The 21870-nt window shown below is 65.6% G+C and carries 21 protein-coding genes; 12 read left to right on the forward strand and 9 right to left on the reverse strand.

The genetic code is table 11. The features are described from left to right. The first annotated feature begins 242 nt into the window (after window positions 1-242). Window positions 243-2264 (forward strand): excinuclease ABC subunit UvrB, encoded by a 2022-nt coding sequence (gene uvrB, locus ABWL39_RS06350; protein WP_367788245.1) that lies wholly within the window; start codon window positions 243-245, stop codon window positions 2262-2264. 51 nt (window positions 2265-2315) lie between these two features. Here the strand turns inward: uvrB and ABWL39_RS06355 are convergent, their stop codons facing one another. From ABWL39_RS06355 to ABWL39_RS06365, 3 genes are all read right to left on the reverse strand, one after another. Next, entirely contained in the window at window positions 2316-2849 is a 534-nt protein-coding gene (locus ABWL39_RS06355; RefSeq protein WP_367788247.1) for an SRPBCC family protein, read from the reverse strand. Window positions 2850-2989: 140 nt separating this feature from the next. Continuing rightward, window positions 2990-3442: a DUF2147 domain-containing protein gene (locus tag ABWL39_RS06360; protein ID WP_367788249.1), complete on the reverse strand. Its 453-nt coding sequence runs from the start codon at window positions 3440-3442 to the stop codon at window positions 2990-2992. Window positions 3443-3711: 269 nt separating this feature from the next. Continuing rightward, window positions 3712-4170 carry a DUF2147 domain-containing protein gene (locus ABWL39_RS06365; RefSeq protein WP_367788251.1) on the reverse strand — a complete coding sequence of 153 codons (459 nt, stop codon included), beginning with the start codon at window positions 4168-4170 and terminating at the stop codon, window positions 3712-3714. 208 nt (window positions 4171-4378) lie between these two features. Between ABWL39_RS06365 and ABWL39_RS06370 the strand changes: the two genes are divergently transcribed. From ABWL39_RS06370 to ABWL39_RS06400, 7 genes are read left to right on the forward strand one after another with little or no spacing between them, the layout of a single operon-like run. Next, the gene (locus ABWL39_RS06370) at window positions 4379-5140 is read left to right on the forward strand and encodes a TatD family hydrolase (protein WP_367788253.1); all 762 of its coding nucleotides are present in this window, start codon (window positions 4379-4381) and stop codon (window positions 5138-5140) included. A gap of 44 nt (window positions 5141-5184) precedes the next feature. Further along, the gene (locus ABWL39_RS06375) at window positions 5185-7947 is read left to right on the forward strand and encodes a monovalent cation/H+ antiporter subunit A (RefSeq protein WP_367788255.1); all 2763 of its coding nucleotides are present in this window, start codon (window positions 5185-5187) and stop codon (window positions 7945-7947) included. Beyond that, window positions 7947-8303 (forward strand): Na+/H+ antiporter subunit C, encoded by a 357-nt coding sequence (locus tag ABWL39_RS06380; protein WP_367788257.1) that lies wholly within the window; start codon window positions 7947-7949, stop codon window positions 8301-8303. Before ABWL39_RS06375 ends, ABWL39_RS06380 begins: the two co-directional genes overlap by 1 nt. Beyond that, window positions 8300-9817, forward strand: coding sequence for a monovalent cation/H+ antiporter subunit D (locus tag ABWL39_RS06385; protein ID WP_367788259.1), 1518 nt, complete (start codon window positions 8300-8302; stop codon window positions 9815-9817). Before ABWL39_RS06380 ends, ABWL39_RS06385 begins: the two co-directional genes overlap by 4 nt. Before the next feature lie 4 nt (window positions 9818-9821). Further along, window positions 9822-10298, forward strand: a complete 477-nt coding sequence (locus ABWL39_RS06390) for a Na+/H+ antiporter subunit E (protein WP_367788261.1) — start codon at window positions 9822-9824, stop codon at window positions 10296-10298. Then, entirely contained in the window at window positions 10292-10561 is a 270-nt protein-coding gene (locus tag ABWL39_RS06395; protein WP_367788263.1) for a K+/H+ antiporter subunit F, read from the forward strand. The genes ABWL39_RS06390 and ABWL39_RS06395 overlap by 7 nt, the downstream gene beginning before the upstream one ends. Before the next feature lie 16 nt (window positions 10562-10577). Continuing rightward, window positions 10578-10907: a Na+/H+ antiporter subunit G gene (locus tag ABWL39_RS06400; protein WP_367788265.1), complete on the forward strand. Its 330-nt coding sequence runs from the start codon at window positions 10578-10580 to the stop codon at window positions 10905-10907. 18 nt (window positions 10908-10925) lie between these two features. Here the strand turns inward: ABWL39_RS06400 and ABWL39_RS06405 are convergent, their stop codons facing one another. After that, window positions 10926-12281, reverse strand: a complete 1356-nt coding sequence (locus tag ABWL39_RS06405) for a cation:proton antiporter (RefSeq protein ID WP_367788267.1) — start codon at window positions 12279-12281, stop codon at window positions 10926-10928. A gap of 215 nt (window positions 12282-12496) precedes the next feature. Between ABWL39_RS06405 and ABWL39_RS06410 the strand changes: the two genes are divergently transcribed. Further along, window positions 12497-13276 carry an MBL fold metallo-hydrolase gene (locus tag ABWL39_RS06410; protein ID WP_367788269.1) on the forward strand — a complete coding sequence of 260 codons (780 nt, stop codon included), beginning with the start codon at window positions 12497-12499 and terminating at the stop codon, window positions 13274-13276. Window positions 13277-13282: 6 nt separating this feature from the next. On the opposite strand, the gene ABWL39_RS06415 is transcribed toward ABWL39_RS06410, so the two are convergent. Genes ABWL39_RS06415 through ABWL39_RS06430 form a run of 4 tightly spaced genes read right to left on the reverse strand, consistent with a single transcriptional unit; the run spans window position 13283 to window position 17230 of the window. Next, on the reverse strand, window positions 13283-14026 hold the full coding sequence (locus tag ABWL39_RS06415) for a peptidase (RefSeq protein ID WP_367788271.1): 744 nt from the start codon (window positions 14024-14026) through the stop codon (window positions 13283-13285). A 44-nt stretch (window positions 14027-14070) separates the two neighbouring features. Then, on the reverse strand, window positions 14071-14862 hold the full coding sequence (locus tag ABWL39_RS06420; RefSeq protein ID WP_367788273.1) for a transglutaminase N-terminal domain-containing protein: 792 nt from the start codon (window positions 14860-14862) through the stop codon (window positions 14071-14073). 46 nt (window positions 14863-14908) lie between these two features. Then, a complete protein-coding gene (locus ABWL39_RS06425) occupies window positions 14909-15841 on the reverse strand; it encodes an alpha-E domain-containing protein (protein ID WP_367788275.1) in 933 nt (310 codons plus the stop codon). Further along, entirely contained in the window at window positions 15842-17230 is a 1389-nt protein-coding gene (locus ABWL39_RS06430; protein ID WP_367788722.1) for a circularly permuted type 2 ATP-grasp protein, read from the reverse strand. Window positions 17231-17564: 334 nt separating this feature from the next. On the opposite strand from ABWL39_RS06430, the gene ABWL39_RS06435 reads away from it, so the two are divergent. The 3 genes from ABWL39_RS06435 (at window position 17565) to ABWL39_RS06445 (ending at window position 20246) form a co-directional block, all read left to right on the forward strand. Continuing rightward, window positions 17565-18476 carry a hypothetical protein gene (locus ABWL39_RS06435; protein ID WP_367788277.1) on the forward strand — a complete coding sequence of 304 codons (912 nt, stop codon included), beginning with the start codon at window positions 17565-17567 and terminating at the stop codon, window positions 18474-18476. A gap of 359 nt (window positions 18477-18835) precedes the next feature. Continuing rightward, on the forward strand, window positions 18836-19780 hold the full coding sequence (locus ABWL39_RS06440) for a DUF808 domain-containing protein (RefSeq protein ID WP_367788279.1): 945 nt from the start codon (window positions 18836-18838) through the stop codon (window positions 19778-19780). A 34-nt stretch (window positions 19781-19814) separates the two neighbouring features. After that, entirely contained in the window at window positions 19815-20246 is a 432-nt protein-coding gene (locus ABWL39_RS06445; RefSeq protein ID WP_367788281.1) for a DUF3592 domain-containing protein, read from the forward strand. Window positions 20247-20330: 84 nt separating this feature from the next. Here ABWL39_RS06445 and ABWL39_RS06450 read toward each other — a convergent pair whose 3' ends face one another. After that, complete coding sequence (locus tag ABWL39_RS06450) at window positions 20331-21794, reverse strand: YdiU family protein (protein WP_367788283.1); 1464 nt, start codon at window positions 21792-21794, stop codon at window positions 20331-20333. Between the last annotated feature and the right edge of the window lie 76 nt (window positions 21795-21870).

A 21870-nucleotide genomic window follows, 5' to 3' on the forward strand; every position in this document is an offset into this window, starting at 1 on the left:
GTCAAAGCGGATCACCACCTGCTCTGGCTACTGGTGTGAGCGCGGCTACGGTGATGAGATATCGGCTATCCCCTCCCCACAGGGCGTTTAGCGTGCGTTAGGCGAGCCGCAGTGGATTGCGCGCGCTTGATGGTGAGGCTTCAACGCCGGGCTGGGACTCTGCACGGCGCGGCCTCCGCTTTTGCGTGTCAGGCTGATCGCCTCGCTGCTACACTGTCCGTTTTTGTACCTAGAGGTTAGCTGTGGTCGTTACCTACCCGGATAGTCCCTACCGCCTGCACCAACCATTTCCTCCAGCGGGCGACCAGCCGGCGGCGATCAATCAGCTGACGGAAGGCTTGTCCGATGGCCTGATGTACCAGACCCTGCTTGGCGTGACGGGGTCCGGCAAGACTTACACCATGGCCAACGTGATCGCCCGCAGTGGTCGGCCGGCTATCGTCATGGCGCCGAACAAGACGCTTGCGGCCCAGCTCTATGCTGAGTTTCGCGAGTTCTTTCCTGAAAATGCGGTCGAGTACTTCGTTTCCTACTACGACTACTATCAGCCGGAAGCCTATGTTCCCAGCCGAGATCTGTTCATCGAGAAGGATTCGCAGATCAACGAGCACATCGAGCAGATGCGTCTGTCGGCAACTAAGGCACTGCTTGAGCGGACCGATGTCGTGATTGTCGCGACGGTATCGGCCATCTACGGTATCGGTGATCCCTCCGACTACCATGCGATGATCCTGCATCTGCGCGAGGGTGAGAAGAAGGCGCAACGAGACATCATCACGCGTCTGACGACGATGCAGTATGAGCGCAACGAGCTCGATTTCAAACGTGGTGTTTTTCGGGTCAAAGGGGACGTTATCGATGTGTTCCCGGCCGAAAGCGCGGAGCTGGCGCTACGCATCTCGTTGTTCGACGACGAGGTGGAAACCCTGTCCTTGTTCGATCCGTTGACCGGCCATGTGAAGCAGCGTGTTGGCCGCTTTACCGTGTTTCCGTCGAGCCATTATGTGACACCGCGGGCAACGGTGCTGCGGGCGGTCGAGACGATCAAGGTGGAGCTGGCGGAGAGGCTCGAGTTTTATCGGCGCGAACTTAAGCTGGTCGAGGCGCAACGGCTCGAACAGCGCACCCGCTTTGATCTCGAGATGCTCAACGAGATGGGCTTTTGCAAGGGCATCGAGAACTATTCACGTCATTTCTCAGGCCGCGCCGCCGGTGAGCCGCCGCCGACGCTGATCGACTACCTGCCACGGCAATCGCTCATGTTCATCGACGAATCGCACGTAACGATTCCACAGGTCGGGGGCATGTATCGTGGCGATCGTGCCCGCAAGCAGAATCTCGTGGATTATGGCTTTCGTCTTCCCTCGGCGATGGACAATCGGCCGCTCAAGTTTGAAGAGTTCGAGAAGCTGATGCCTCAATCCATCTTCGTATCGGCTACGCCTGCCGATTATGAGGTAACCCATCAGTCGCAGGTGGTGGAGCAGGTGGTGAGGCCGACGGGCCTGGTCGATCCGATCGTGCAGATGCGCCCGGTCGCGACGCAGGTGGATGATCTGCTGTCGGAGATCAATCTGCGGGTCAAGGTGCACGAACGGGTGCTGGTCACGACCCTGACCAAGCGCATGGCCGAGGACCTGACCGATTACCTGGGCGAGCACGGTGTGAAGGTGCGCTACCTGCATTCGGATATCGATACCGTCGAGCGGGTGGAGATCATCCGCGATCTGCGTCTGGGCGAGTTCGATGTGCTGGTCGGCATCAACCTGCTGCGCGAGGGGCTGGATATTCCGGAGGTCTCGCTCGTCGCCATTCTGGATGCGGACAAAGAGGGCTTCCTGCGTTCCGAGCGCTCGCTGATCCAGACCATCGGCCGCGCGGCCCGTCATTTGAACGGCACGGCAATTCTCTACGCCGACAGGGTGACCGAGTCGATGCGCAAGGCGATAGGCGAAACCGAGCGGCGGCGTGCCAAGCAGACGGCATTCAACGAAGCAAACGGAATCACGCCCAAGAGCGTGTCCAAGCGCATCAAGGATATCATCGACGGTGTTTACAGCAGCGAGGCGGCCCAGCGCAAGCAGCAGGTTGCCGAACGCGAGGCGGGTTATCACGCAATGAGCGAGAAGGACCTTACACGAGAGGTCAAGCGTGTCGAGAAGGAGATGCTCGATGCGGCGAAGAATCTGGAGTTCGAGCGTGCCGCCGAGTTGCGTGACCGGCTCAAGCACCTCAAGGAGATGCTCTTCGGCATCGAGGAGTGAGCCGGCCCAAGCTGGGAAGGGCGTGCGCGGCCTGGCGCACGCCTGCCGGGATCAGTGCTGCGATTCGCTCAGGTGCTTCAGATTGGCCAGGCCCTTGTCGAAATCAGGGCCAACCAGGCCATCCATCATCAAGGCAAGGTAGTGCATGAGCGGGTTGCCGCCCATGTCGCCGTCGTTACTCCAGGTGACCTTGGTCTGGCCGCCTTGTTCCTCGAGTGTCAGCTTGCCGTTGGAGCGGCTGTCGAAGTCGGGAAAGATCAGTTCGTATTCAAGCTGCTTGCCGGGTTCCACGTGTGTGAAGGTCATGGTGCCGTTGCCCTCGGTGCGGCTTTGCCAGCTCCATTTGGCGCCAACGCCTCGATCGGGGCCGGCATAGCTGAGTTGCATGGCTGGATCGCGGCGATTCCACTCGCTCCAGTGCTGCCATTGCCTGGGGGCATCGAGCTGGGCAAAGATGCGCTCGGCCGGTGCGGCGATCACGATGCTGCGGCTGACGTGATAGCCCGATGGCAGGAAAAAGCCGATCACGACAAGCAGCAGGATCAGCCCCAGCAGGGCCAATAGCATATTCTTCAGGAATCTCATTTACAGTCTTTCGATGTTGGCCCGCGGCCATTGGGTTGGGTCTTGCACGACCGCGCTAGTGTAGCCGTCTGTCTTGAGCACGACAAAACGCCCCGCTGAACGGGGCGTTGTGTTGCTGCATTGGCGGCTGGTGCCGTGCTTCAGTCGCGCAGCCAGGTTTGCGTGCGGCCGAGCAAGGCGATGCCCAGGTACCCGCGTACCTCGAGCTTCTTGCCGCCGTCGGTCAGCTTCATCTTGGCGCTGTAGACATTGCCTTCTTCCGGATCGAGGATCTGCCCGCCGTTGAACTGCTCGCCATCCTTCTTCAAACCCCAGAGGAAGGTCAGGCCGACGATCGGTTTGCCTTTTTTATCACCGGGGCACTTGTCGCACTTGCCGTTGGGATCGTCACCGGGTTTGACGGGGATGATCTTGAGCACCTTGCCTTTCAGCTCGCCGTTCTCCTCGTAGATCTGGACGACGCTGTTCTGCTTGCCGGTCTTGTCGTCAATGGTCTTCCAGGTGCCAACCGGAGATTCGGGATTGCTGTCCGCCCAGGTAGGGAGGGCCAGGGACGAGGCGAGCAGGGCCAGGGTGAGTGGAAGGTGGCGCATAGGGTTCTCTCCGGAATAGTGTAATTGCTCGGAGATTAAACAAGCGTTCGACCAAGGCGTCAAGTGGCTGTTGTCGAAAGGAAAAAAAGCAGCCCGGAAGGCTGGCCTGGGAAGGTCGCTTGGTGGCGCGGGGGGCAGCTGGTGGCGGGAGGCAGGAATCCGCACGAAAAAAAGGCCGGAATGGTTGTTCCGGCCTATCAGCACAGTGTGGAAGGTATTACTGGGTTTGGCAGGACAGGCTCACGGCCTGCCCCGCGCATTCTTGCCGCTTACTCTTCGCGAATCCAGGTCTGGCTGCGGCCGAGCAGCGATACGCCGATGAAGCCACGGACTTCGATCTTCTTGCCGCCATCGGTCACCTTCAGCTTCGAGCTGTAAACCTTGCCCGATTCCGGATCGAGAATGGTGCCGTCGGTGTATTCGTCGCCACTCTTCTTCAGACCTTCGAGGAAGACCAGGCCGATGATCGGCTTGCCCTTCTTTTCGCCTTCGCACTTGTCGCAGACTGGATTTTCCGGATCGCCCGGCTTCGGGAAACGGCCGGTGATCTTGCCGGTCAGCACGCCGTTCTGTTCGGTGATTTCAACGAGGCCACGCGGCTTGCCGGTGTTGTCGTCGATGGTCTTCCATTTGCCGACCGGGGAATCAGCCGCAGCCAGGGCCGGCAGAGCAATGCCAGCAGCCAGCAAAGCGACGACGGCGCCGCGGATCAGGGTTTGCACGTTCATGACAGCTCTCCTTGTGTTGAATCTTTTGTTTTGATGATATGGGCATAATCTTAAAAAGTACGGCCCCCCCCGTCAAGCATTTTTAGAGTAAACGCTCTCAAGTTGAACCGATTTTCCCTGGGCGGGGAAAAGCGGGTGGTCAAGAATGGTGGATGGGGCCGATAATGAGGCCCGTATTTGTTTTTGCTGATGAAAGCGCGTCCACCGGATGCTCATAGATACTCACTGCCACCTCGATGCCGCCGAATTTGACGCCGACCGTGACGATGTCGCGGCCCGCGCCCGCGCCTTGGGGGTGGCCCGCATCGTCGTGCCGGCGGTTGGCCGTTTCAATTTCGGCTCGACCTGCCGTATGCGGACGCTCTATGGCTGCGACATCGCGTTGGGCCTGCATCCGATCTATGTCGGGCAGCATCGCGACGAAGACCTGCCGGCCCTGCGCAAGCTGTCCGAAGATGTGCGCCCGGTGGCGATTGGCGAGATCGGGCTCGACGGCTTTGTGCCCGGCCTCGATATGGCGCGGCAGGAATGGCTGTTTGTCGAGCAGCTGAAGATCGCACAGACACTGGATCTGCCGGTGCTGCTGCATATCCGCCGCGCACAGGACCAGATACTGAAGTACTTGCGGCGTTATCGCGTCAAGGGTGGCGTGGCCCATGCCTTCAACGGCAGCCACCAGCAGGCCGACGAGTTCATCAAGCTCGGCTTCCGGCTTGGCTTTGGCGGCGCGATGACGTTCGAGCGGGCGTTGCGTATCCGCGAGCTGGCGGCCAATCTGCCGTTGGACAGCATCGTGCTGGAAACGGATGCGCCCGACATCGCGCCGGCGTGGGCCTACCGGCAGCGCAATACACCCGAATACCTGCCGCATATCGCCGAGGTGCTCGGCGGGCTGCGCGGCCAGTCGCAGGCGGCCGTTGCTCGCGCCACCACCGCCAATGCCGCTGCTACTCTGGGGCTGACTCTTTAACCAAACACGTCCCGCCGGGGACATCACCACCGATACCCACGCCCATGCTGTTACTTTTCCTGCTGTTGCCTTTTCTCGGGGCCTTGCTGATGCCCGCCACGGTGTGGCTCGGCCAGCGCACCGCCGCGTGGCTGGCTGGCGCTGTCTCGCTGGCTGGCTTCGTCTGGCTGCTGTGGCATGCACCGTGGCCTGGGCTCGATTTCTCGCTATCGCTGCCGTGGATGCCGGCCATCGGCCTCGCGTTTTCATTGCGCCTCGATGGGCTGGCCTTCCTGTTCGGCCTGATGATCACAGGCATTGGTGCTCTGGTCGTGCTCTATGCCCGGTATTACCTGCATCATGGCGATTCCAGGCCGCGCTTCTACGCCACCCTGCTGTTGTTCATGGGGGCCATGCTTGGCGTGGTGCTGGCCGACAACCTGTTGCTGCTGCTGGTGTTCTGGGAGCTGACCAGCCTCAGCTCCTTCCTGCTGATCGGCTACTGGCATGAGCGTACGGCGGCGCGGCAGGGTGCCCGCATGGCGCTGACGGTGACCGGCCTCGGCGGCCTGGCGCTGCTGGCCGGCGTGCTGATCCTCGGCGACATCGCCGACAGCTTTGCCGTGCGCGATGTCATCGCCGCGCGCGCGGCCATCATTGGCGATCCGCGCTACCCGCTGGCGCTGGGCCTGATCCTGCTCGGCGCATTCACCAAGTCCGCACAGTTTCCTTTCCATTTCTGGCTGCCGCAGGCCATGGCGGCGCCCACGCCGGTATCGTCCTATCTGCACTCGGCGACCATGGTGAAGGCTGGCGTCTTCCTGCTGGCGCGGCTCTATCCGGCGCTCGGCCATACCGACTGGTGGTTCGCGCTGGTGGCGCCGGTCGGGCTGGCAACGCTGCTGGTTGGCGCCTACTTCGCGCTGTACCGCGACGATATCAAGGGGCTGCTCGCCTATTCGACGATCAGCCATCTCGGCCTGATCACGTTGCTGTTCGGGCTCGATACCGAGCTCTCGGCCATCGCCGCGCTGTTCCATATCGTCAACCATGCCACCTTCAAGGCCAGCCTGTTCATGACTGCGGGTATCGTCGACCATGAGGCCGGGACGCGCGACATGCGCGTGCTGGGTGGGCTGGCACGCTACATGCCGTACACGGCGACGCTGGCGACCGTGGCTGCGTGCGCCATGGCCGGCGTGCCGCTGCTCAACGGCTTCCTGAGCAAGGAGATGTTCTACGACCAGACGCTGCAGGCCGCGCCGCTGGGCCCGTCCAACCTGCTGTTGCCGGCGCTGGCCTGGCTCGGGACGGCATTCAGCGTCGCCTATTCGCTGCGCTTCGTGCATGCGGTGTTTTTCCGCCGCAGCACGGCCGAGCTGCCGCGCATCCCGCACGAGCCGCCGCGCTGGATGCGCATCCCGGTCGAGCTGCTGGTCCTGCTGTGCGTGGCGGTTGGCCTGGCGCCGCATTACACGGTCGATACCGTGCTGCGGCTGGCTGCGCGCAGCGTGGTCGGCGAGACCTTGCCGCCGTTCGAGCTGGCGTTGTGGCATGGCATCAACCCGCCGCTGATCATGAGCGTGCTGGCCCTGCTGACGGGGCTGGCGCTCTATCGCTGGATGGCGCCCGTGGGGCGCATCGAGCGTACCGTGCCCACGCAGCTCGGCAGCCGGATTTTCTCGCATCTGCAACGGCGCCTGCTGTCGCTGGCGGGCAGGCTCGATCGCGCGATGCAGCACCCTGGTCTGCGCGCTTATCTGCTATGGCTCGTGCTGGCGGCGCTGGTAGCGGGCTGGGGCGGCTGGTGGCTGGCCGATGCGCAGTGGATGGCGACGGGCGCGACCTGGCAGCAGTCGAGCTGGGGCTTTCTCGCGCTGGCCGCGCTGGCGGCGGTCTCGGCCTTGCTCGCGGTGTGGTGGCGCAAGCGGCGCGTGCTGGCGCTGGCGGCTGTAGGGGTGACGGGCTTGATGGTGGCCTGGGCATTCGTGCAGTTTTCGTCGCCCGACCTGGCCCTGACCCAGGTGGCGATCGAGGTGGCGACCTCGGTGCTGATGCTGCTTGCCCTGCGCTGGCTGCCGCATGCCAGCGACAGTCGTCCCGATCCGATCCCGGTGCGGCTGCGCGATGCCGTGCTGGCGGTGTTGGCAGGGGCGGGCATGTTCGGCATCCTGCTTGCGGTGCTTGGGCGGCCGCTGGAGCCGATCTCCGGCTTTTACCTGGAGCACGCGCTGTCGCTCGGCGGTGGTGCCAACGTGGTCAACGTGATCCTCGTCGATTTCCGTGGTTACGACACCCTGGGTGAGGTGACCGTGCTGGCGCTGGCCGGGTTGCTGCTGGCCAAGCTGCTGGAGGACTACTCGCTGCGCACCGGCCCGGGGCCGCATGATTCCCTGCTGCTGGCCATCGGCGCGCGGCTGCTGCTGCCGTTTGCGCTGATGGTGTCGCTCTACCTGTTCCTGCGTGGCCATCAGCAGCCGGGCGGCGGCTTTGTCGCGGGCCTGGTGACGGCCGCGGCGCTTGTGTCGCAGAGCCTGGCCTTCGGCCTTGGCTGGTCGCACAACAGGCTGCGGCTGCATGCGACCTACTGGAGTGCCACCGGGCTGCTGCTCGCGCTGGTGACCGGGCTGGGCAGCCTGGGCTTCGATGCCAATTTCCTCACCAGCAGCCACGGCCACCTGCACTTGCCGCTACTCGGCGAGATCGAGTGGGCCAGCGCAGCCTTGTTCGACCTCGGGGTGTACCTGGTGGTCGTGGGCGCGACCATGAGCATGCTGGGCAAGCTCGCCGGCACGCAAGATCCGCATGCCGAGAAAGGATCGATCTGATGGAACCCGTGTTTGCCGCCGTGGTGGCGGTGCTGACCAGCTGCGGCGTGTACCTGATGCTGCGGCCGCGCACCTTTGATCTGGTGCTGGGGCTCACGCTGCTGTCGTATGCCGTCAACCTGTTCATTTTCGCCATGGGCCGGCTCACCGTCGGCGCGCCGCCGCTGTTGCGCGGCACGGCCGACCACTATGCCGACCCGCTGCCGCCGGCGCTGGTGTTGACGGCGATCGTGATCGGCTTCGCCATGACGGCCCTGCTGCTGACGCTCGCCGTGCGCAACCGCTTTGCCACGCGCAGCGATGCCAGCGACACGGGCGAGGCCGCCCATCCGCTGTCGCGGCGGGAGCAGCCATGATCCAGCACCTGTTGATCCTGCCGGTGCTGCTGCCCCTGCTGGCGGCCTGCGCCTGCCTGCTCGCGCCCGAGCGCATCGCCATCCGGCGCCTGATCGTGCTGCTCGCCAACGGCCTGCTCGCTGCCGTGGCGGCCGTACTGGTGTGGTGGGCCGACAGTGGCCTGATCTGGAACTACATGCTCGGCAGCTGGCCGGCGCCGTTCGGCATTGCGCTGCTGCTCGACCGGCTGTCCGCGCTGCTGCTGCTGACCACGGCGCTGCTTGCCAATGTCTGCTACGTATATGCCTGGGCGCGCGACTGGGACAAGCGCGGCAGCCATTTCCACGCCTTCTGGCTGCTGCAGCTGATGGGGCTGAACGGCGCCTTCCTGACCGGCGACCTGTTCAACCTGTTCGTCTTCTTCGAGGTGCTGCTCGCCGCATCGTACGGGTTGCTGATCCACGGCGACGGCGAGTTGCGGGTGCGCTGGGGGCTATCCTACGTGGCCTTGAACCTGGCCGGCTCGGCGCTGTTCCTGATTGCCGCCAGCCTGTTCTATGGCACGCTCGGCTCGCTCAACCTGGCCGACCTGGCGCAGCGCATCGCGGCGGCCGACCCCGATAGCTGGGCCTTGCTGCGCGTCGCTGGCATGCTGCTGTTCGTCGTGTTCGCGTTCAAGGCGGCGCTGCTGCCGCTGCACCTGTGGCTGCCCGGCGCCTATGGTGCGGCGAGTGGGCCGGTGGCGGCGCTGTTCGCGGTGATGACCAAGGTCGGCGTGTATGCCATCGTGCGCGTCTATTCGCTACTGTTCGGCGTCGAGGCCAACGGGCTGTCCGACCTGTTAGCGCCCTGGCTGTTGCCGCTGACGCTGGCGACCGTGCTGCTTGCGTCGCTGATGGCGCTGGCCGGGCGCAATCTGCGCCGGCTCAACGGCGCCCTGGTGCTGGGCTCGGTCGGCATGCTGCTGCTGGGGGTGGCGCTGCATCACACCGACAGCCTAGCCGCGACGCTGTTCTACCTGCCGCACAGCACGCTGGCGGTGGCGTTTCTCTATCTGTTCGCCGACTGGCTGCAGGCAAGACGTGGTGCGGTCGGCGACGGCTTCGCGCCGGGGCCGCGGCTACCGGTGCACAACCTCGGCGGCGTGGCCTTCCTGCTTGCCGCGATGATGGTGGCCGGCCTGCCGCCGTTCGGCGGCTTCCTGGCCAAGGCGTGGATGCTGCAAAGCCCGACCGCCAGCGGCTGGGTGTGGGGCATCGTGCTACTGGCGAGCGCGCTGACGCTGGTGGCACTGGCGCGCGCGGGCTCGCTGCTGTTCTGGCATCTGTCCGAGCACGAAACGCCGGCCAGCGACGAGGAGCAGACCGCCGCCGAGTGGGTGCCGATGCTCGCGCTCCTCTGCCTGCTCGTGGTGATCTCGTTCGGCGCCGGCCCGCTGGGGGACTACTGTCGCCGTGCCGCCGAGCAGCTGCGCGACCCGGCACAATACTGGCATTCGCAGCAGCAGGGCGGGGAGGGGCGGCATGGCGCCTGATCGCATGAAACTCGGGCTGCGCGCGTCAGTGCTGCTGTTCTGGCTCGCGCTCAACAGCAGCGTGGCGCCGGCACAGATCGCGCTCGGCCTGCTGCTGGCCTGGCTGATCCCGCTGTTCCTCGCGCGGCTGTGGCCCACGCCGCTGGGGCGCGTGCGGCGGCCCGGGCGGGCGCTGCGGCTGGCCGGCGTATTCCTCTACGACATCGTCGCGGCCAACCTGACCGTGGCGCGCCAGATCCTGTTCGAGGCGCCCAGGCTCCGGCCGGCCTTCGTCTACGTCCCGCTCGACATCGACGACCCGCTCGCGGTTGCGGTGCTCGGCGCGATGATCACGCTGACGCCGGGGACGGTGACGGTCGAGGCCGACGCGGCGGCGCGCAAGCTCGTGCTGCACGTGCTGCACACCGACGACCCGCTGGCGGTGGTCGAGGCGATCAAGCGCCGTTATGAAACCCCGTTGAAGGAGATATTCGCATGCTGAACTGGGCATTGCCGCTGGCCCAAGGGGCCGTCGTGCTGGCCATGCTGCTGGCGTTCTGGCGCCTCGTGCGCGGCCCCGATGCGGTCGATCGGGTGCTGGCGCTCGATACGCTGTACATCGACAGCATCGCCTTGCTGGTCCTGGTCGGCATCGAGTTGTCGGACAGCAGCTATTTCACCGTCGGCATCCTGATCGCGATGATGGGCTTCCTGTCGACGGTGGCGCTGGCGCGCTATCTCGCGCACGGCAAGGTATTTGGCTGAGGGCGCGATGATGGAGATGCTGATTGCCATATCGCTCATCGCCGGCGCCGGCTTCACGCTGATCGGCTCGCTCGGCCTGTGGCGGCTGCCTGACCTCTACATGCGGCTGCATGGCCCATCCAAGGCCACCACGCTCGGTCTGGGCTGCCTGCTGGTGGCGTCAATGCTGCATTTCAGCCGCAGCGGCTGGAGCCTGCAGGAGCTGCTGGTGACGTTCTTCCTGCTGCTGACGGCACCGATCAGCGCCCAGCTGCTGGCCCGTGCCGGGCTGGCCCGCCGCGTGCACTCGCAGGCCAAGGCGCCCGACGACGGGCACGCCGCGCCGCCAGCCGCGGCCGACGACTGATCGCTCGCCGCAGCCGGCTCAGCCCTGCCTGCGCCGCAGCAATGCGGTGAGGATCGGCGGCGTCAGCAGCGTGGTGAGGATCACCACCACCACGATCACCGAGAACATCAGCTCGCTGACCACGCCGACCTGCTTGCCGACGACGGCGAAGATCAGGCCGACCTCGCCGCGCGGCGCCATGCCCCAGCCGACCAGCCATTTGTCCACCGGGCCCGCGGCGAGCCCCGACACCAGCTTGCCCGCAAAGGCCACGGCGGCGATGGCGAGCGCGATGCCGAGCACTGCCGGGTCGAACAGCGTGGCGAGCCTCACCTGCATGCCGGTGTAGAGGAAGAACAGCGGCACCAGGAAATAACCGAGCGGCGCCATCAGGTCCTGCAGCCGATGGCGCGTGCAGCGTTCGAGCGCGGCTTCGACGGCCCGCCGCGTGCCCGGGTCGGCCTCGCCGATGGCGGCCCGCACCTCGCTGACCACCGGCGGCGGTGCGAATTTTGCGAACTGCACCTGATCGAGCACCAGGCCGGCCGCGAAGGCGCCGACGATGGGCGCGAGCCCGATGCGGTTGGCGGCGTAGGCGAACACCAGGCAGAACGCGATCAGCAGCGTGAATTTCATCCCCGTGCCGGTATGGATGCGCGACAGGGCACGCGACAGCGGGCCGGCACTGACGCGGCCGATGACGATGGCGGCGGCGAGGAACAGGATTGCCTTGCCGCTGATCCACACGATGTCGCCCACGCCGACCGAGCCGGTGCGGGCCACGGCCGACACCACCGCCAGGATCACCAGGCCGATCACGTCGTCGATGACGGCCGCGCCCAGCACGATCTGCGCCTCCTTCAGATGGAGCTTGCCGAGGTCCTGAAACACACGCCCGGTGATGCCGACCGAGGTGGCCGTCAGCGCCGCACCGAGGAACAGGTAGGCGTTGCCGGGCAGGCCCGGCATCAGCCACGGGCCGACCAGCAGCGTACCCAGTGCGAACGGCGCTGCGACACCCACGCAGGCCACCCAGAAGGCGCGCCAGCCCACGCTCTTCATCGTATCGAGATCGGATTCGAGGCCGATCTGGAACAGCAGGATGACGACGCCGAGCTCGGCCAGAAAGGCGATGATCGCATCGTGCCTGACACCCTCGAACAGCGGCACGCCAAGCAGCGTCAGGTTGCCCAGCAGTACCCCCATCAGCAGCTCGCCGAGCACTGCCGGCTGGCCCGCGCGCTCGATCAGCGTGGATAGCTTGGCCAACACCAGCAGCACGGCGATCCACAGGAAATGTTCGGCGGCCGGGGCATCACCGGCATGGGCCAGGGCCGGGAACAGCGTCGCGGCGGCGAGCAGGGGGCGGGGCAGTCTGGCGCGGCGGCCGGGCATGCGTATCTCCATCGACGGTTTGCCAGTATTGAAGCCCAAGCCTGGCCGGGCGTCCATTCGGAAAACACGTAGCAGCGCAGGCCGTACCGCCATGCCGTCAAGGCCCATGGCGGCGCGGCGGCCAGCCACCCGCCTTGATCTGTATCAAGATTGGCGGTTCATGATGCGCTTATATTGCACCGCAATATGAACGGGCATCGATACGGGAGCGACACATGGCGATAGAGCTATACAACGATGGCGAGCACATCTGCCTGATGTTCGAAGACCTGGTGGACGATACCGCGGGCGCCGTGCAGGCCAACCAGTTCCTCATCGTCACCGGCGGCGAGGGCGCCTTGATCGACCCCGCCGGCAACATGACCTATTCCTCGCTGCTGATGGCGATGAGCCGCTATTTCCCGGCGCGCGAGCTGAAGTACATCCTGGCCTCGCACCAGGACCCGGACATCGTCGCCTCGCTCAACAAGTGGATGGTGTCGTCCAACTGCAAGCTGGTCGTCTCCAAGCTGTGGGGGCGTTTCGTGCCGCATTTCTGCTCGGCGGGCAATCTCGACGGGCGCATCATCCCGGTGCCGGACGAGGGCATGAACATCATGCTCGGCGGGACCCGCATCAAGGCCGTGCCCGCACACTTCCTGCATGCCGAGGGCAATTTCCATTTCTATGACGAGCGCTCGAAGATCCTGTTCTCGGGCGATCTCGGCGCCTCGCTCGTGCATCACGAGGCGGTGGCCAGGCCCATCACCACGGCGGCCGAGGTGCGCGAGCACATCGCCTGCATGGAGGGCTTCCACCGCCGCTACATGGTGTCGAACAAGGCCTGCCGGCTATGGGCGGCGATGGCGTGCGAGATGGACATCGCCTGGTTGGTGCCGCAGCATGGCCGCAGCTTCAAGGGGCGCGAGGCGATCGGCGCCTTCATCGACTGGATCGAGCGGCTCGAATGCGGCATCGACCTGTTCACCGGGCAACACTACTGTGTGCCGGCCTGAGCCCAGCTATCCCTGGTCCCAGCCCCAGTCGGCCGTCGGCAGCGAGGCGAACGCCGCGCGCAGGCACTCGCCCCAGCCGCGGCGGATCTGCTGGAAGTAGGCGTCGTCTTCCTCGACACGGCGTTTGAGGCCTGCGCCGAGGCTGTCGGCGCGGTATAGCAGCATGTCGATCGGCAGGCCGACCGACAGATTGCTCTTCATCGTCGAATCGAAGCTGATCAGCGCGCACTTGGCGGCTTCGGGCAGCGCGGTCTGGTAGGAGATCACGCGGTCGATGATCGGCTTGCCGTACTTGGCCTCGCCGATCTGGAAATAGGGCGTGTCGATCGTGGCCTCGATGAAATTGCCCTGCGGGTAGAGGTTGAACAGCCGCTGGTGCTCGCCCGCAATCTGCCCGCCGAGCAGAAACGAGCAGCCGAAGTCGATATTCGACTGCGACAGCGCCGGGCCGTCGCGCTGGCCGATCTCGCGCAGGGTCTCGCCGACGAGGCAGGCCGCGTCGTACATCGAGGCGACGGTGTAGAGGTTGTGGCCGTCCGGCTCGGCCTTGGCGCGCTGGCGCAGCAGGCTGACCACGCTCTGCGTGGTGGCGAGGTTGCCGGCGGACAGCAGGACGAGCTGGCGTTCGCCTTCGCGCTCGAAGGTCTGCATCTTGCGAAAGGTCGAGACATGATCGACCCCCGCATTGGTGCGGGAGTCGGACGCGAACAGCATGCCTGTCTCCAGGCGCATCGCAACACAGTAGGTCATGGCATCAAACTAGCCGAAAGCCGCTGGGCGGACAAGCGTCGCGCTCATTGATCGTCGAGCCATACCCAGGCCGAGGCATCCATCTCTTCCGCGCCGCCGCCGTTGCGCACGCCGCGGATCGGGCAGGCGTCGAGGTAGTCCATGCCGATGGCGAGCTTCAGATGATTGTCGTTGGCCGGTGTGCCGTTGGCGATGTCGAAGCTGTGCCAGCGGCCGTTGATCCACGCCTCGGCCCAGGCGTGGCTCGCCACGTGGCGCGCCACATGGCCCGGCGAGTAGATGTAGCCGCTGACATAGCGCGCCGGCACGCCGAGATGGCGGCTGCACGACAGGAATACGTGGGTGTGGTCCTGGCATACGCCTTGGCCGCGCGCGAAGGCTTCGGCGGCCGAGGTCTGCACCGTGGTTTCGCCGGGCGTGAACGGCATGTGCTCGCGGATGGCGAGCATCAGCCTGGTCAGTGCGAACTCGATATGTGCCTCGTCGCGATAGCCATCGGCGAAGGCCTTCAAGGGCTCGTCCGGCGCCGTGAGCTCGGTGTGGCGCAGGAAGAACAGCGGCGGCAGCTTGTCTTCGGGCTCCGGCCCCAGGTCGTCGGTCTCGACCACGCCATGCGCCTTGATGCTGATTTCCTGGTGCGGGAAATCGAGCGTCAGCACGTGCAGGATGTTGCCGTAAGGGTCGACGCTCTTGAACGCCGGCACCGGCAGCTCGAGCTCCCAGTCGAGCACGCGCTGGCGCAGGCTGCTGTGCGGCGTCAGGCGCAGGTACTGGGTGCTGTGGCGCACCGGGGCATCGTAGCGGTAGATGGTTTCGTGGCTGATCGAGAGTCGCATGGTGTCGTGCCTTTCCGTTGTTGGGCCGGTGGCGCCTCGTGGGCGCTCAGGCGGCTTCCAGATAACTGCGATGAATGGCAAAGCCGAGCTGGGTGGTGTCGGCGATGAAATGGTCGAGGTAGCGCTGCAGGCCCTCGGCGAAGATGTCGTCGATATGGCCGTAGGTAAGCCGCGCCTTCAGTTCCGCCGCCAGACGCTTGGCCGGGTGGCCGGTGTTGCCCTCGATATTGGGCAGGATCTGCGAGATCTCGTCGAACGCCGCGCGCAGGCTGCGTGGCACGTCAGGGCGCAGGATCAGGAGTTCGGCGACACGCTGCGGCGTGATGCGGTCGCGGTAGATGTCGCGGTAGGCCTCGAAGGCGCTCACCGAGCGTAACAGCGCCGCCCACTGGTAGTAGTCGAGGATGTTCTCGCTGACCGGCTCGCTGTCCTTGATCTGCTTGAACTTCACATTGAGGATGCGCGCGGTGTTGTCGGCGCGCTCGATGAAGGTGCCGAGCCGCGAGAAATGAAAGGCATCGTTGCGCAGGATGGTGCCGTAGGTGACGCCACGGAACAGGTGCGAGCGCTCCTTCACCCAGTCGAGCAGCGCCGAGGCGGTGGCTGCGTCGAGGTCGCGCCGCGCCCACTCGCGCATTTCGAGCCAGGTCGCATTGAGCTGCTCCCACATCTCCGAGGTGATCTTGCCGCGCACGACTCGGGCGTTTTCGCGCGCATAGCGGATGCAGTTGAAGATGCTGGCCGGGTTGTCGGCATCGATCGCCAGCGCGCGCAGCACGGCCTCTGCCATGGGCTCGCCATAGCGCTCGCGGTAGCTCTCGGTCTGCCCGGTGACATCGAGCGGCACCATCAGCTCGGCGCTACCGCCGCCATGCAGCAGCGACATCTGCAGGCTCACGTCGAGCAGGCGCGCGGTGTTCTCGGCGCGCTCCATATTGCGCGCCATCCAGTACAGGCATTCGGCTGTGCGACTGAGCATTTAATCCTCCAGAATCCAGGTGTCCTTGGTGCCACCACCCTGCGACGAATTGACCACCAGCGAGCCCTCCTTCAGCGCCACGCGGGTCAGGCCGCCGGCGACCAGCTGCACCTTGCGCCCAGACAGCACGAAAGGCCGCAGGTCGATGTGGCGCGGGGCGATGCCGGCCTCGACGAACGTCGGGCAGGTGGATAAAGAGAGCGTCGGTTGTGCGATGAAGTTCGATGGATCTGCCAAAACGCGTGCGCGATAGGCCTCGATCTCGGCCCGGCTCGCGGCCGGCCCGACAAGCATGCCGTAGCCTCCGGCACCGTGGACTTCCTTCACCACCAGTTCGGGCAAATGTGCGAGCACGTATGCGAGATCGTCGGGCTTCCTGAGCTGCCAGGTCGGCACGCTGTGGAGGATGGGCTCCTCATCGAGATAGAAGCGGATCATGTCCGGCACATAGGGGTAGATCGACTTGTCGTCGGCCACGCCGGTGCCCACCGCATTGCACACGGCGACCCGCCCCTGGCGGTAGACCGACATCAGCCCCGGCACGCCCAGCATCGAGTTCGGATTGAATTCGAGTGGGTCGAGATAGGCATCGTCGAGCCGGCGGTAGATCACGTCGACGCGCTGCGGCCCCGCTGTGGTGCGCATGTGCACCAGGCCATCCTTGACGAACAGGTCCTGCCCCTCGACCAGCTCCACGCCCATCTGGCTCGCCAGGAAGGCATGCTCGAAATACGCGCTGTTGTACTGCCCCGGCGTGAGCACCACTACCGTCGGGTTGCCGACCTCGGGCGGCGCCACCGCGCGCAGCGTCTCCAGCAGCAGGTTGGGGTAGTGCTCGACCGGCGCCACACGGTGCCGGGCAAACAGCTCGGGGAACAGCCGCATCATCATCTTGCGGTTTTCCAGCATGTAACTGACGCCGGACGGCGTGCGCAGATTGTCCTCGAGCACATAGAAGCCGCCGTCGTGGTGGCGGATCACGTCGACCCCGGCGATGTGCGAATAGACCTGGTGAGGCAGGTCGAGCCCCTGCATCGCGATCTGGTAGCCCGTGTTGGTCAGGATCTGCGCCGCCGGCACCACGCCCGCCCTGAGGATGTGCTGCTCGTGGTAGATGTCGTGCAGGAAGCGGTTGAGCGCCGTCACGCGCTGGATGCAGCCGGTCTCGAGCGTCTGCCACTCGGCCGCCGAGATCACGCGCGGAATGGTATCGAACGGGATCAGCCGCTCGGCGCCGCTCTCGTCGCCATACACGGCAAAGGTGATGCCGACGCGGCGGAACAGCGTGTCGGCCTCGGCCTGCTTTTGCCGCAACCAGTCAAGCGGCTGCGGTTGCAGCCAGTCGTTGAACGCCCGGTAGGCGGGGCGGGGGATGCCGTCCAGCAGCATCTCGTCGTAATGGCTCGGGTCGAGCGGGGTGATGGCATGCATCGTGTGCGCTCCTCGTGTTGAGCAAGCTAGTGCAAGCGCCGTGCCAGTGTCGGTTTTCCAGCTAAAACAGTAGCTTAATCGGCAGCCATCGGCACGGTTCCGTGCCGGCGCACCCGATCGGTGCGCCGGCCGCCGGGTTTTGAGGCGGCCGCACGGGCACGCCTGAAGCCCGCGGATTTGCACCGTCCGCTGTACTACAGTTAGGTGGGGGCGGCGTCGACCCCCATTGCCTCCCGTTCGCCGGCGCGATGCCGACGTCCCTTACCGGCCCAAGCATGGACAAGGAGCTGACATGGCCAGATATTTTGAAGGCAGGCGACAAGTCGCGACGTTCTCTCACCTCTTGACCGACGAGCGGGCAAAAGTCGACTGCCGGATATTCGAGGAGTGGGTGGACATCGACAACAGCACCACCGTCCACTGTGGCGCCGAGGGCCAATGCACGGTCGAGAGGGAGATCGGGCTCAGCGAGAAGGCCACCTACACGCTGAAGGGCGCCATCGAGAGCACCATCGGCATCAAGGACGTGCTGAGCATCAAATCGCAGGTCGAGGAATCCATCGGCCACGAGGTGAACTGGAGCAGCGCGGTCAGGACAAGCAAGACCTTCCCCTACCGCGCGCCGAAGTGCGGCCGCTATACGCTCACCATCTACCAGTTGGTACGGATCTACGAGCTGACCTATTCCCGCAAGCGCTGGATCGCCTGGCAAGGCGAGGCATGGAGCCAGCGCTGGCTGCGGACCTTCCGCGAGGGCACCAACAACCACGATGCGCTGCCCGATGTCGAGCAATTCGACGACGGCTGCAAATGCGCCAGCCCGCCTGAGCATGCGCCGTCTGCCGACGGGGTGCTCGTGGTGGATTTCGGCCATATCAGCGTGCGCGCGCCCTACCGGCTGACCGACGACGGCTTCGAGGTGCAACTGGTCGACAAGGTGATTGCCTACAGCTTCACCGAGTACGCCTCGATCATGCGCGGCCTCGACAACGGCCTCGACACCGTGCTGCCGACCGACCTGATCCCCGCGCCGCTGCGCTTTCTTGGCGGCGTGCACGAGGCGGAGCTGGAAGCCAGGATCCAGCGGATCGTGATGGAAGAGGTGGGTACGGCCAGGCCGCTCGAAGGCGTGCTGATCGGCGCTGCCGCAGTGGGCCAGCTGTTGGTACCGCAAGTGCAAAAGCCGGAACCGCTCGAAGGCTGAAACGGGGCGTTGGCGCTGCGCCCGGCTCATGCCCATCGGGCTGGCGGCAAGCGGCGCGGGCTGGCGCAGGCGTGTGAACGGACGGGTCCCTGGGGCTCGATGCCGGCGAGGCGAGGCGAGGCGCGGCCCGTGCCAGTGCGCATGGGGCGTCCGCCAGGCCGCGGTGAGGCGGCCAATCATGGCTGGGCGCGTGGCCGGGAGCGGCGCCCAGTGTGCCGATTCGGCCGTAGAAGCGCGTGGACCAAATGCCCTTCAACCCTTATAGTGGCTGCCGATTTTGATTGTCATTCCGGATGCCCCTATGACCCTGTTTCGCATTGCCGGCCCGTCCGGCTCACCCGTAGCGCGGGAGGCCCGCCATGGCCGGTAGCAGCCTGCTCGTTCTGCTCGACGATATCGCCGCCATCCTCGACGACGTGGCGGTGATGAGCAAGGTGGCCGCGAAGAAGACCGCCGGCGTGCTCGGCGACGACCTCGCGCTCAACGCGCAACAGGTGGCCGGCGTCAACGCAGAGCGCGAGCTGCCGGTGGTGTGGGCGGTCGGCGTCGGCTCGCTGCGCAACAAGGTCATCCTCGTGCCGACCGCGCTGATGATCAGCGCCTTCGTGCCGTGGCTGGTGACGCCGCTGCTGATGCTGGGTGGCGCCTACCTGTGCTTCGAGGGCTTCGAAAAGCTCGCGCACAAGTTCCTGCACAGCGCGGCGGAGGACGATGCGCACCATGACGAGCATGCGCAGGCGCTGGCCAACCCGGCCATGGACATGGTCGCCTACGAGAAGGAGAAGATACAGGGCGCGGTGCGCACCGATTTCATCCTCTCGGCCGAAATCATCGTGATCGCCCTCGGCACGGTCGCCAACGCGCCGTTCGCGCAGCAGGTGGCGGTGTTGTGCGCCGTGGCGGTGCTGATGACGCTGGGCGTCTACGGCCTGGTGGCCGGTATCGTCAAGCTCGACGACCTCGGGCTCTACCTGAGCCGCAAGCGCGGCGCGGCCGGCGGCCTGCTGCGCGGCATCGGCACGCTGCTGCTGCACGCGGCGCCGCTGTTGATGAAGGCGCTGGCCGTGGCGGGCACGGTGGCGATGTTCCTGGTCGGCGGCGGCATCCTCACCCACGGCATCCCGGCCGCGCACGAGCCGATGCACCACGTCGAAACTGCCGTAGCGGCCATCCCCGTTGTCGGCGGTACGCTGGGCGCCATCACGCCGGCCTTGCTCAACGGCCTGGCCGGCATCGTCGCGGGCGCGCTGGTGCTGGTTGGCGTGACCCTCACGGGCCGTCTGGCCAAGGCCTGGCGGCGCTGACGGCCCCCGGAGCAGGCATCGAGCTGCATCACCCATGCGCCAAGTCGTGTACGCCCTGCTGGCGATCATCGCCGGGTTGATCATGCTGAGCAGCTATATCGGCCAAGACCGCGAGAATCGCCTGATCCGGCGCTACGGCGTGGCGGCCGTCGCGCAGCCCATTACCCGCTACACCGAGCGGCGGCATCGGGGCTACACCACCTATTCCGTCGAACTGCGCTTCGTGACGCGCTCCGAACGCGAGATGGTCGTGCCGCATGGCGTATCGAAGCGGATCATCGACAGGTTTGTGGCCGGGCAGCGCGTGACCCTGCATTACCTGCCGAGCGACCCGAGCAAGGTGCTGGTCGATGGCGACGACGGCAGCGAGGGCGACTGGCTGCTGCCGCTGCTCGGCGTGGCGGCGCTGATCTATGGCGGCTACGGGCTGTATTCGAAATACCGCGAGGCGATGGGCACCGCCTGAGTGCCTGTCCACGGCCTTGCCGCACCGCGCCGACTGGGGGCTACTTGCCTCGCCGCACTCCGCCGGTGACGGCGAGAGCCGGGTCTAGGACGAACAGCTGACGCTGATCTGCTGTGCCCACTCCGGCGGTAGCGCGGCGTAGCGATCCATCCCCGGCTGCTCGTCGAAAGGCGCGGCCAGCAGCGTGCGCAGCCGCTCGATCTCGCTGTAATCGCGCTCGATGGCCTGACGGATCGCCGTCTCGGCCAGATGGTTGCGCAGGATGTACTTGGGGTTCGCGCGCAGCATCGCCGCCTGGCGTTCGCGCGGATCACGGCTCTCCTGGGCGAGCCGCGCGGCGTAGTCGGCGGCCCAGTCGTCGAAGGTCTCGCGCTCGATGAACAGGTCGCGCAGCGGCGCGTTCAGCTCGCCCGGAATGAAGCCCGCCAGGCGGCGGAAGAATACGGTGTAATCGACCTGCCCCTGGTACAGCCGCCCGAACAGCTTCACGATCAGCTCCTCGTCCTTATCGCCTTGCGCCGCGAACCCCAGCTTGGCCCGCAGCCGCTGCCCATAAGCCGCCTCGAACAAGGGCTGGAAGCGCTTGAGCGCCTCGATGGTGGCATCCATGTCGAGCAGCGGGATCAGCGCCTGGGCGAAGCAGTGCAGGTTCCACAGCGCGATGTTCGGCTGCTGGTCGAAGGCGTAGCGCCCCGAGTGGTCCGAGTGGTTGCAGACATGGCCCGGGTCGAAGGCATCGAGAAAGCCGAACGGGCCGTAGTCGAGCGTCAGCCCCAGCACCGACATATTGTCGGTATTCATCACCCCGTGGCAGAAGCCGACGGCCTGCCAGTCGGCCATCAGGCTGGCGGTGCGGGCGATCACCTGATCCAGCAGTGCCTGGTAGGGCCTAGCCGCGTCGCGGCAGGCCGGGTAATAGTGGTCGATGACGAAATCGGCCAGCTCACGGATCGCATCGTGCTGATTGCGGTAAAAGAACACCTCGAAGCTGCCGAAACGGATGAAGCTCGGGCTCATGCGCAACACCACTGCCGCCGTCTCGGCCGTCTCGCGGTAGACCGGATAATCCGAGCCCATGATGCTGAGCGCGCGCGTGGTCGGGATGCCGAGGCCGTGCATCGCCTCCGAACACAGGTATTCGCGGATCGACGAGCGCAGCACCGCGCGGCCATCGCCCATGCGCGAATACGGCGTCTCGCCGGCGCCCTTGAGCTGCAGCTCCCAGTGCTCGCCCCGCTCGTTGCGCGCCTCGCCGAGCAGGATCGCGCGGCCATCTCCGAGCTGCGGCACGTAGACGCCGAACTGGTGCCCCGCATACAGCGCGGACAGCGGCTCGTGGCCCGGCAGCACCTGGTTGCCGGTCATCACCTGCTGGCTCACCGGGTCGTCCGCCGCCTCCGGCGCCAGCCCCAGCAGCGCGGCCGCATCGGGGTTGAAGGCGACGAGATAGGGCGAAGGCAGCGGCGTCGGCTGCTGGGCCGAATGGAATCTGCCGGGCAGGCGCGCGAAACGGTTGGTATAGTCGAGTTGCTGCAGGGTACGAGGCATGGTCATCAGGGGCGGCCCATCGGGCCGGGTAAGCGTCTGCCGACAATTATACGACCCATGCCTGCGACAAATAACG

Source organism: Chitinivorax sp. PXF-14 (assembly GCF_040812015.1).
Lineage (GTDB): Bacteria > Pseudomonadota > Gammaproteobacteria > Burkholderiales > SCOH01 > JBFNXJ01.